This window comes from Bacilli bacterium (genome assembly GCA_036381315.1).
GTDB lineage: Bacteria > Bacillota > Bacilli > Paenibacillales > KCTC-25726 > DASVDB01.
In genome coordinates this window covers 1-10531 of sequence record DASVDB010000122.1, presented here as the reverse complement: position 1 = coordinate 10531, position 10531 = coordinate 1, and the positions used below count along the sequence as shown (strand labels likewise).

General features: G+C 52.9%; 9 protein-coding genes and 1 pseudogene. 5 read left to right on the top strand and 5 right to left on the bottom strand.

What is annotated here, in order from left to right; genetic code table 11:
* Positions 1-300: 300 nt before the first annotated feature.
* A complete protein-coding gene (locus tag VF260_09215) occupies positions 301-618 on the top strand; it encodes a LysM peptidoglycan-binding domain-containing protein (GenBank protein ID HEX7057356.1) in 318 nt (105 codons plus the stop codon).
* A gap of 8 nt (positions 619-626) precedes the next feature.
* Here VF260_09215 and VF260_09210 read toward each other — a convergent pair whose 3' ends face one another.
* From VF260_09210 to VF260_09195, 4 genes are read right to left on the bottom strand one after another with little or no spacing between them, the layout of a single operon-like run.
* Complete coding sequence (locus tag VF260_09210; protein HEX7057355.1) at positions 627-848, bottom strand: hypothetical protein; 222 nt, start codon at positions 846-848, stop codon at positions 627-629.
* Positions 849-850: 2 nt separating this feature from the next.
* Positions 851-2044 (bottom strand): Ger(x)C family spore germination protein, encoded by a 1194-nt coding sequence (locus VF260_09205; GenBank protein ID HEX7057354.1) that lies wholly within the window; start codon positions 2042-2044, stop codon positions 851-853.
* The gene (locus tag VF260_09200; protein HEX7057353.1) at positions 2041-3150 is read right to left on the bottom strand and encodes an endospore germination permease; all 1110 of its coding nucleotides are present in this window, start codon (positions 3148-3150) and stop codon (positions 2041-2043) included. Before VF260_09200 ends, VF260_09205 begins: the two co-directional genes overlap by 4 nt.
* A gap of 14 nt (positions 3151-3164) precedes the next feature.
* Positions 3165-4697, bottom strand: coding sequence for a spore germination protein (locus tag VF260_09195; GenBank protein HEX7057352.1), 1533 nt, complete (start codon positions 4695-4697; stop codon positions 3165-3167).
* A gap of 156 nt (positions 4698-4853) precedes the next feature.
* Here VF260_09195 and VF260_09190 point away from each other — a divergent pair, with 156 nt between their 5' ends.
* The 4 genes and pseudogenes from VF260_09190 (at position 4854) to VF260_09175 (ending at position 9330) form a co-directional block, all read left to right on the top strand.
* Positions 4854-6128 carry an efflux RND transporter periplasmic adaptor subunit gene (locus tag VF260_09190; GenBank protein HEX7057351.1) on the top strand — a complete coding sequence of 425 codons (1275 nt, stop codon included), beginning with the start codon at positions 4854-4856 and terminating at the stop codon, positions 6126-6128.
* Positions 6125-6847 (top strand): ABC transporter ATP-binding protein, encoded by a 723-nt coding sequence (locus VF260_09185; GenBank protein ID HEX7057350.1) that lies wholly within the window; start codon positions 6125-6127, stop codon positions 6845-6847. The genes VF260_09190 and VF260_09185 overlap by 4 nt, the downstream gene beginning before the upstream one ends.
* Positions 6816-7997: an ABC transporter permease gene (locus VF260_09180; protein HEX7057349.1), complete on the top strand. Its 1182-nt coding sequence runs from the start codon at positions 6816-6818 to the stop codon at positions 7995-7997. Before VF260_09185 ends, VF260_09180 begins: the two co-directional genes overlap by 32 nt.
* Positions 7998-8044: 47 nt before the next feature.
* A pseudogene (locus VF260_09175) lies at positions 8045-9330 on the top strand (arsenic transporter).
* Positions 9331-9366: 36 nt separating this feature from the next.
* On the opposite strand, the gene VF260_09170 reads toward VF260_09175, so the two are convergent.
* Entirely contained in the window at positions 9367-10413 is a 1047-nt protein-coding gene (locus tag VF260_09170) for a cation diffusion facilitator family transporter (GenBank protein ID HEX7057348.1), read from the bottom strand.
* Positions 10414-10531: the final 118 nt, after the last annotated feature.

Sequence of the window (10531 nt, the reverse complement as noted above, 5' to 3'; positions counted from 1 at the left end):
AAATCGGTCTTTGCAGTCTTGTGAACATGTACAATGAACGACATCCCCAGAGGGGATAATCGCGGAGGAGCCGGATGCGATGGCCCGCACGTCCGGTTCTGTGAGAGGCCCATGAATATTTCATGGGCCTACTCGATTTTACCGGTGATATCGGCTATGCGATTGAACGTGCTTCGCTGTCCCGATTGTTCACCATTTGCGGCGATCGGGCATACAGTAGGCATAGATCATACGCCAAGGGATATGTACCCATGTGTGAAGTGATTTTTCTGCCACCAGTACAGGAAAGGAAGGTTGTTCATGTTTTACACTGTCAAAAGCGGAGACACGTTCTGGTCGATCGCGGCGCAACACGGAGTTTCCGTGCAAAGCTTGATGGCGGCAAACCCCGGGGTGAATCCGCAGTTTCTTTTTACCGGGCAAACCATTTTTATTCCGCGGATACCGACAGCGCCTCTGGGAGCGGGTTTCCCGCCGCCTGTAGGAATCGTGGGGATTAGCCAAAGAGTAACAAGGCTGGAGCGGACGGTCGGGCAAATTGAAGAAAGGTTGGGTCAACAGCAACGGCAAATTGCCGATCTGCAGGCCCGCGTAAGCAGACTGGAGCGGCAGCCTTGATGGAACCGTCATTTCAATAAATATCCGAGCGGCTTATACAAAAAATTGACCAGGGTTGTCAGGCCGGGCATTTCCGGAAAGATCACGAGCAGAAGGGACAGGCTCCAACCAATGGCGGTAAAAATAATGAATGCCGCTCGTTCTTTTTTTTGCTGTTGTTTAACCATTGGCCATTGCAGGATTACAATGAGCGCGGCGAAAGCCGTTATGCCTAGCAGCGAACCGAACATGGCTATTTTTTCACCTCTTGTTCCGGAAGCCCCGCGGGTTTGTTGATTAGCCCCGGGCGGCGCAGATGGGCCTTCACTTTGATGGAAACCGCAACATTCGGGAAAATGTCATCCCAGACGTCTTTGTTTTCTTTCCACTCTTTTGGGTACGCGCGGTGAAACGCGTCGGCGAATCCGAAAATATCCGCTTTCATTTTTTTCTGGACCTGCGATAGCGCGCTGTTTACCCGGTTGATGACGCTTTTGCGCAAATCCTGCTCCAATTGTTTTGTAATCTTCGGATCCTGAATATCCAAAGCGGTAGTATTTTGGACGACATCGTCATCCGTTTCCAAGATGAGCGTTATTTTCCATTTGCCGCTCTCGATTTTGGGAATGAGCCGCGAATGAGCTTTCAGCAAATTCATGGAAACATATCCTTTGGCGTCCTTCGGTTGAATGGTCACAATCGCCATATTGATCGCATTTTGCAGCCAAAGAACGCCCCGGGTCGTTGCTTCGTCGATGCGCCCGACCATTTTGCCGTGTTTGAAGATGGCCGTCCCGGTCATGTACGCAATCGTTTGATTGCTTGCCGCCCCTTTTGCTTGCGGAGGGAGAATTTCGATATAGGGTACCGCCTGCGCGCCGGATTCGCCAATGAGCATTTCCGCCAAATCTTTTGTCGTAACGTGCATGCCGATTTTCAACTCCGCCAGTTCCCGCAACACCTCGGATGGATCGCGCTCCAGCGGCGGAATCAAGCTCAACACATCTTTGGCTTTTTGTTTGCTGATGAATACCTCCGAGCGTTCCCGCAATTGCGGGTGGCGGAAAAGAAAATCCACGTGCCCGGCGATCCCGTCTTTGGCTATATCCTCATGCATGATAAACACTTCGCATAGCCCCCAGAACATAACCCGGGGGATTTTTTTTTGCAGCTTTGAAATGGCGTCCGAGATAGTCAAACCTTCGGCGGAGCGGACCAGGGTTAGATTTTGCGCGCCGCCCCCGCTTTCTCCGCCGCCCCCGCCAAAGCCTTGTTGCCCGCCGCCTTTGGGAATAAACTCAAGCGTGGTTATTTCTACGCGGTTTCCTTTTTTATCTATGCCAAGCGCAGTGATAAGCGCGATGTCGTTTACTTCTTTGCGGTCCCAACACCCGGTCAGGGTTGCGGAAAATACTACAAGCGAGAGAAGAAGCGCGATTCGCATCATGCTTTCATCTTTCCTTTTCCCTTCCCGAATTTTTGGCGAAACAAGGCGAAAATCAGCATCATTAGCGGGATCAACAATTGAAAAGTCAGCGCGAAAAAAGGAAAGGTCGTTCCCAAAAACGTGACCAACTCTTGCAGGCTGTCGGCGGTCCACAGGCTGAATGTCATCAATATAAAGCCTGACGGCAGCACAATGGGGCGAAAATCGGACAACTTAAGCCACTGGGCCGAGCCCAGCACGATGGCGTAATAAAACACGCAAATTTTAATAAATGTGCCGGATACCCAAATCGCCATGACGATCGATTCGAGGTGCTCCAGAAAACTGGCAAGGCTGATGTAGCGTACGGCGACCATGACCGGATAAGTGAGTGTGCCGGTAAGCTTGCCGAATAGAAACAGCGCGGTAAAGTTTACGAGCACAAGCATGGTCATCACGCTTAATACCGATAGCACCGCCCATTTCAATCCTTTTTGCCGGTCGGTTAAATAGGGAAGCATAAAAGAGATAAGCAAATATTCGGAAAACCAGCTTTGCGGCACAATCGATCCCTTAAAGGAAGGCCCCAGCCCGTTTTCAAAAACCGGCAGCATGTTTTTCCAATCCAAATCTTGCAATAACAGGATGATAATGACCAGAAACAGCAAGACCACTACCGGAACGATGATCTGCGAACTTCGGGCGATGACCTCTATTCCGCCGTAGACGGCAAACGCGCAGGTGAGCGTAATGGCTCCGATGACGACAATCATGGGTGTGCGCGGCAGAAAGGTCCCGACAACAAATTCTCCGTATTCCCGCAAAACAATGCCGTCCGTATAGAAATAAAATAAAATAAACATGAAACCAAGCACTTTGCCGAAAAAGCGCCCCAATAGGGCCTCCGAATATTCAATCAGCGTTTTTTGCGGGTACAATTGACACAGGCGATAAGCCAGATAGGCGGTGACAATCCCGCTTACTGCCGCCCATATCGGCGACATCCACAAATCCTGTTTGGCGTGTTTCGCCGTAATGGACGGGACTAACAAGATCGCGGTGGCCAATATGGTCGGGTGCATCATGATCGCCATTTGAAACGAAGAAATTTTGCCTTTTTCGATCATTTGGCCCTGGCCTCCTATTCGCTGCCTTTCGCCGGATCCGGTTTTTGTCCGGGCGGTTGTCGGAACTTATCGTATTGGCTGGTCAAATGCGGACGCGTGCGCATTATCCACCATGGAGCGCGCCAGAGCACATCATGCATCTCCAACCTTTTCATTGGCGCCATCGGCGACAAATAGGGGACGCCGAAGGAACGCAACGACGCCAAATGCACGATGATCGCGATCAGGCCCAGCATAATGCCCAAAAGCCCCAGCGTGCCGGCAAGAAACATGATGGGAAAACGCAGCATCCGAAAAGCGATAGCCGCGCTGTAGCGAGGAATCGAAAACGAGGCGATGCCGGTGATGGCCACAACCATCACCATCGGCGCGGAGACCAATCCGGCGGAAACGGCCGCTTGCCCGATAACCAGAGCCCCGACGATGCTGACGGCGGCGCCGATTTGCTTGGGCAGGCGAATGCCCGCCTCGCGCAACGCCTCAAATGTGACCTCCATAATCAATGCTTCCACAAGCGCCGGAAAGGGAATTGCCTCCCGCGATTTGGCGATGCTTAACAGCAGAGTGGACGGAACCATCTCCTGATGAAACGTAAGCAAGGCGACGTATGCGGACGGAAGCAGGAGCGCAATCAATAAAAAGCCGTAGCGCAGCCAGCGAATCAATGTTCCGATGAGATATCTGTGATAGTAATCCTCGGCTGACTGCAGCATGGAATATAAGGAGACGGGAGCAATCAGTGCAAACGGCGTGCCATCGGTCAAAATCACGATGCGGCCTTCCAGCAGACTTGCCGCGGCGACATCCGGGCGCTCGGTCGCCAATACTTGCGGGAATGGAGAAGACGGGTCGTCTTCAATAAACTCTTCCAGGTATCCGCTCTCCAGGACGCCGTCGATTTGGATGCGATTAATCCTGTTCACCGCTTCCGCAATCAGTTCGTTGTCCGCAAGCCCTTCAATATAGGCGACAATGATCTTTGTTTGGCTGTAACGGCCGACTTTCAGGCTTTTCATTTTCAGCGCCGGGCTTTTCAATTTGCGCCGCAAAAGGGATGTGTTGGTATTTAAGGTCTCCGTAAATCCGTCGCGCGGTCCGCGCACTACCGGTTCGGCGCTCGGTTCCTCGATTCCGCGTTTGTCAAATTTGGGCAATCCGAGTGAAATGCCGGAATCAAGCTGATCCACCAACAGCAACGGACAACCTGCCAAAACTTGCTCCAGCGATTGGGACACGGTTTGCACCTGTGTTGCCTGCATGACCGGTACAATCCGGTCCAACAGCGCCTGCGCGTCGCCTGCCGGCAGATTCTGGTCGTGCATCAGCGGAGACAGCACTTCCCGGTTGGTTTCCTCGATGTTGCACATACCGTCAATGAAAATGATGGCCGCGGCCGTTTTTCCGCCGATCAGAAATGTACGGAAAATGACATCGGAGCAATCGGCATAAATATTCCGCAAGGTTTGCAGGTTCGTTTGCAAATCGGTGGAAAATGCGTCCTGCTGCCGTTTTGGCTTTTGTTTTGGCGTTTCATTTTTGCGTTTCATAGTGGAGTTATTTTGCGCAAGTGATTGGTGCTTTATGCCAATAAGTACATTCGGAAATCTTTCAGCTATTTTTCAGGTTTGGCTAAGGTTGATGCTGTATACTAGACTGGCGGGAATATGGTTTAAGATGCGACAGGAAAGGACGGAGAAAAGCGGATGGGCAAAAAATGGTGGATCATTGCCGCTGCAGTTATTGTCATAGCCGGGCTTATCGCCGCGAGCTTCTACATGCGCAAACCGGAAAAGCCTTTGACGGCCAGGCCAGCGACGGCGCGCGTGCAAAAAGGGAATTTGGCGGTTACCGTAAGCGGCACGGGCAGCATTCAGCCGGCGGCGCGGGAGACGATCACGCCGGCGGATAAAGGCACAGTGAAAGAGATTCATGTTCAAGCCGGAGATCGGGTTAAAAAAGGAGACGTCCTGATTTCGCTGGAAGGGCAGGATTTAAGCACGCAAATCGAGGCGGCGGAAATCAATTTGCAAAAACAGCAATTGGACCTTTCGGATTTGCAGGAAAAACTGAAGATTGCGACAGACGATTCTTCCCGCGAAAATATTATGCTCAGCATCAAAAAACAACTGCTTGATATCGAGTCGAACAAAAAACAGATCGAGTCGCTGAAATCGGAAGAAGAGCCCGAACCGATAACGGCTCCCATCGATGGAACGTTGGCAGAACTGAGCGTCAATGTGGGCGACGATATCGGCCCGAATCAGGCTGTCGCCGAAATTGCCGATTATCAACATCTGCAGTTGGTCGTTAGCATCGACGAATTGGACATACCGCAGGTTAAAATCGGTCAGGAAGCAAAAATATCGGTTGACGCGCTGCCGAATCAGGTTTTTTCAGGCAAAGTCGTGAAAATTGCCGATGAAGGCACGCCATCGAACGGAGTTGCCACCTTCGACGTTACGCTGCAATTGGCGGAGGCGACGGGGGTAAAAGCGGGCATGTCCGCGGAAGCAAGCATCATGCTGCAGCAGAAAAACAATGTGCTGGTTCTGCCGGTCGAGGCGGTGCACGCGCTGCAAAATCGTTTTTTTGTAATGCTGCCAGAAAGCAACAAAAACGGCGCTGGCAACGAAAGCGGCGAAGGCGGCAGCGAACGGCAGTCGGCGGATACCGGCCGTAATGGCGGGTTCGGTGCAGCGGGGGCAGGTAATATTCGTCCGGTTGAAGTCGGCATACATAATGAAGACTTTATCGAAATCGTATCCGGCCTGCGGGAAGGAGATACCGTATTGCTGCCGGCAGTTGCGCAAACATCGGCAAACAACAACCAGCAATTCCAGGGAGGCAGACCCTCCTTCGGGTTTGGCGGAGGCGGCGGCTTTCAACGCGCGGTAAATGGCGGCGGGAGAGGCCCGCAAGGCGGCGGCGGCCGCGGAATGAATTCGCGTAACGGCAATGGCGGAGGCGGCGGACGATGACGATTCCGGACAAACAAGCCTTCATCCGGATTGAACAGCTTTCCAAGCTGTACAAGATGGGCGGGGGGATCGTCAAGGCGTTGGACAACGTGTCGCTGACCGTTTACAAAGGGGATTTTCTGGCGGTTGTCGGCCCTTCCGGTTCGGGGAAATCCACTTTGATGAACATGATCGGCTGTCTGGATTCACCGACCGAAGGCGAATACTGGCTGGATGGAGAGAATGTAAGCCGTTTGCGGGACAACAAACTTGCGGAAATCCGCAACCGGAAAATCGGCTTTGTGTTTCAGTCGTTTAACTTGTTGACCAAATTGAACGCGTTGGAAAATGTCGAGCTGCCCCTGGTTTATCGCGGATTACCGGCAAAAAAAAGGCGCGAATTGGCGGTAGCGGCGCTAAAGAAAGTAGGTTTGGGAGAGCGTCTGCGTCATCGTCCCGCCCAACTCTCCGGCGGCCAGCAGCAACGGGTGGCGATTGCGCGGGCGTTGGCGGGCGACCCCCCGATCCTGCTGGCGGATGAGCCAACCGGGGCGTTGGATACGAAAACGGGCAAAGAAGTAATGGATTTAATGCGGGAACTGAACAGCCAGGGGCACACCATCGTTTTGATTACCCACGATTTGCACATTTCAGCGCAAGCCAAACGGGTTGTGCGGATTCAGGACGGCAAACTGAGCGAGGGCGGGGGTGAACCGTTTGAAGATCGGTCAAGCGTTTAAAATGGCATTTAAAAGCATCCTGTCCAACAAACTGCGCTCGGTTCTCACCATGCTTGGCATTATCATCGGAGTGATGGCGGTCATCGCGCTCGTATCCATCGGCAAAGGGACGACAAAATCGGTCACGGACCAAATTCAAAACCTGGGCACCAATTTGCTGTCGGTCAATATTATCGGGCGCGGCGCCGCCACGACGATCGATTATGACAAAGCGGCGTCGTTTGCGAATCTGCCGAATGTACAATACATTTCTCCGATCCATTCGCAAAACGCCATGGTAAAATTCGGCACGACGAGCAAAAGCGTAAACGTGACCGGCACAAATCCGGATTATGCGAAGATAAGGAATGTCAATGTGTCCGTCGGCCGGTTTTTATCGGAAATCGATTTGTTATTTTATGAAAAGGTGGCCTTGCTGGGGGCCAATACGGCGACCGATTTGTTCGGCAACGCCAACCCGGTGGGGCAATCGGTCTTGATAAACGGCATTCGTTTTAAAGTTGTCGGGCTTTTGGCGCCGAAAGGCAGCTCCTTGGCCGGGTCGGACGATGATGGCGTGCTGATACCCGTCACGACGGCTCAACGCATTTTCCGGGCAAAAGGAATCCGCACTCTTTACGTGCAAGTGGATAACGCCGATAATATGGATGCAGTAGTGAACGAGTTGGATAACGAATTGGCGAAAATATTTCGCGGCGACACGGACAGCTACCGCGTGCTGAACCAGCAGGATATTTTGGATACGGTCAGTTCGATTTCCAATACGTTGGCGTTGGCGCTTGGCGGAATTGCCGGCATTTCGCTGCTCGTAGGCGGAATCGGCATTATGAATATCATGCTGGTTTCCGTAACGGAGCGAACGCGGGAGATCGGCATCCGTAAAGCTTTGGGAGCGAAAACGCGCGACATTCTCGTGCAGTTTTTGATAGAGTCGATAGTCTTGAGCGGATTCGGCGGGCTAATCGGGATCGCGATCGGTATTGGCGTCGCGTCCGCCGCTTCCAGGGCGTTGAAAATCAGCAGTGTCTTTTCCCCGGATGTCATTCTGGTCGCGTTTGGCTTTTCGGTGATGATCGGCGTCATTTTCGGGATGTTTCCGGCTAACCGCGCCGCCAAGCTGAAGCCGATCGATGCGCTTCGTTTCGATTGATTACATGATTCTCGTAAAACACCACGGTGTCCCGGCGCGGAGGAAATATGCCGATTATCGCAGCAATCATTCTTGTCATCACGTTGATTTTTGTCATTTGGAAACCGAAAGGGCTGCATGTCGGCTGGTCAGCCGGAGCGGGCGCGGTTTTGTCCATGCTGGCGGGCATTGTCAGTTTGTCCGATGTGGCGGCCGTTGTGGGCATCATCTGGAATGCGACGCTGGCGTTTATCGCCGCCGTATTGATTTCGCTTGTGTTGGACGGAATCGGCTTTTTCGAATGGGCGGCGTTGGTTGTGGCCAGACAGGCGCGCGGCAGCGGGAAGAACATGTTCGTTCTCGGCGTGCTGTTGGGCTCGGTGGTCACGGCGTTTTTCAACAACGACGGAGCCGCGCTGATGTTGACGCCGATTATTTTAATGATGGTGCGTTCGCTCGGGCTTGGCGACCGGGCGGCGATTGCGTTTGCCATGGCCGGCGGATTTATTGCCGATACGACCTCGCTGCCGCTTATTATCAGCAATTTGACGAATATTATTTCGGCTGATTTTTTCGGCATCGGATTTGCCGAATATGCCGCATACATGGTTGTTCCCGATTTATTTTCGCTAACGGCGAGTTTGGCTGTGCTGCTTTTTGTTTTTCGCCGGTTTATTCCCCGGACGTACGACCTCGCCTCGCTTAAACAGCCTCGCGAAGCCATTCGCGATGTGAAGCTGTTTTACCTGTCGTGGGCCGTGCTCGGCATGTTGTTTGCGGCATATTTATTAAGCAGCCTTTTTGGCGTACCGGTTTCGCTTATTGCCGGAGCCGCCGCCATATTGCTGCTTGTGGCGGCCAGAAACAGCGGCGCCGTTCGGCCGTTGAAGTTGGTGAGGGAAGCTCCGTGGGGCATTATCGTTTTTTCCGTTGGCATGTTTGTGGTGGTCTACGGTTTGCAAAATGCCGGCATTACGGCGATGCTCGGCTGGCTGATGCAACGGATGGCGGCCTTTACGCCGCAACACTGGGAACGGGATTTATGGCCGCTGTTTTTTCCTCCCTGATCAATAATTTGCCGACCGTTATGATCAATGCGTTGGCGATTGACGGAACGGGTGTCGACGGAATCATGCGCGACGCGTTCGTTTACGCCAATATCGTCGGCGTCGATCTGGGCCCGAAAATGACCCCGATCGGATCGCTGGCGACACTCTTGTGGCTCAATATTTTGGCGCGCAAAGGCGTCAAGGTCACGTGGGGAACATATATGAAGTTGGGCGTCGTTCTTACCATTCCAACGTTATTTGTAACGCTGACGGGCCTCTACCTTTGGCTGGTTTTGATATCATGACTTTATGATGTGGCTGATGTGGCTGATGTGGCGGGGCTAGTGCCGCCAATTTTGATCGATGGCGAACATGTCCTGTTCATGCGCGCCGCCGTCATCTTCGAACTGGATGGTTACATGGCCGATGCGGAAATGCTCGGCCATCTTTTTTTCAATTTGTTGCAGTAAAAGCCGCGAATCTTTGACAAGCATGTCGCCATCGACCACAACGTGGGCGCTTAAGGCGTTGCGGTTGGAAGTTAGACTCCAAATATGCAGATCGTGCACGCCCTTGACATTCGGAATGGCCAGCAGGCTTTCCGATACGGCGGAAAACTCGATATGGGCGGGTGTCGCTTCAAGCAATACGGGCAGCGCCTCTTTAATCACCCGGACGGCGCCCCAGGCGACGATCAAGGCGATCATTACGCTCAGCAGCGGATCGAGGATATACCATCCGGTAAATTGCATGAGCACGCCGGCGACAATAACGCCCGCGGACGCCGCCGCATCTCCCAGCACATGCAGCATGGCGCTTTTAATGTTGATATTGTCGGCATGCTCGCGCATCCGCAAGCCGATATAGAGGTTTACGATCAGGCCGATGAATGCCGCGATGAGCAATACGGCGCCTTTTACCGGTTCGGGATGCAGCATCCGCCGGTAGGCTTCAAAGCCGATATAAACGGCAATGCCGATCAGCGTCAAGGCGTTGAACAAAGCGGCAAGGATGGTAACGCGGTGATAACCGTAAGTCATGGAAGGGTTGGGCGGATTTTTGGCCATGCGGATCGCCCAGTAGGCGACAATCAGCGCGGCGACATCCGTCAGCATATGCCCGGCGTCGCTCAACAGAGCGAGCGAATTTGCCCAGATGCCCCCAATCAGTTCGGCGGCGAGCACCATTAAACCCAACACAATCGCCTGTTTCAACCTGTCGCCCGCCACATGCACATGGCCGATTGCATGGTGATCATGGTCATGGTCATGGTGATGGTCGTGATGCTCATGGGTATTGCGATGGTCGCGATGCTCATGGCTTTCATGCTCGTGAAGGTGCCGTTCGATTTCATGCGATGCCTGTTTATTATGGTGATTGCGGTTCATGCTGCTGCCGTTTGCAAGAACCTATACATGTTGCGCGTCTTGACAAACGGTTTCCCTCCCTGTCCATATGATATTTTCGGGAAACCTTGCGCCGCAACCTGCGCCAGCGTTTCTCCGT

What these genes read in the sequence shown, in the direction of transcription:
- VF260_09205 (HEX7057354.1), bottom strand. Translation starts at nt 2,044, where the DNA reads ATGATGCGAATCGCGCTTCTTCTCTCGCTTGTAGTATTTTCCGCAACC.
- VF260_09210 (HEX7057355.1), bottom strand. Translation starts at nt 848, where the DNA reads ATGTTCGGTTCGCTGCTAGGCATAACGGCTTTCGCCGCGCTCATTGTA.
- VF260_09185 (HEX7057350.1), top strand. Translation starts at nt 6,125, where the DNA reads ATGACGATTCCGGACAAACAAGCCTTCATCCGGATTGAACAGCTTTCC.
- VF260_09195 (HEX7057352.1), bottom strand. Translation starts at nt 4,697, where the DNA reads ATGAAACGCAAAAATGAAACGCCAAAACAAAAGCCAAAACGGCAGCAG.
- VF260_09170 (HEX7057348.1), bottom strand. Translation starts at nt 10,413, where the DNA reads ATGAACCGCAATCACCATAATAAACAGGCATCGCATGAAATCGAACGG.
- VF260_09200 (HEX7057353.1), bottom strand. Translation starts at nt 3,150, where the DNA reads ATGATCGAAAAAGGCAAAATTTCTTCGTTTCAAATGGCGATCATGATG.
- VF260_09190 (HEX7057351.1), top strand. Translation starts at nt 4,854, where the DNA reads ATGGGCAAAAAATGGTGGATCATTGCCGCTGCAGTTATTGTCATAGCC.
- VF260_09215 (HEX7057356.1), top strand. Translation starts at nt 301, where the DNA reads ATGTTTTACACTGTCAAAAGCGGAGACACGTTCTGGTCGATCGCGGCG.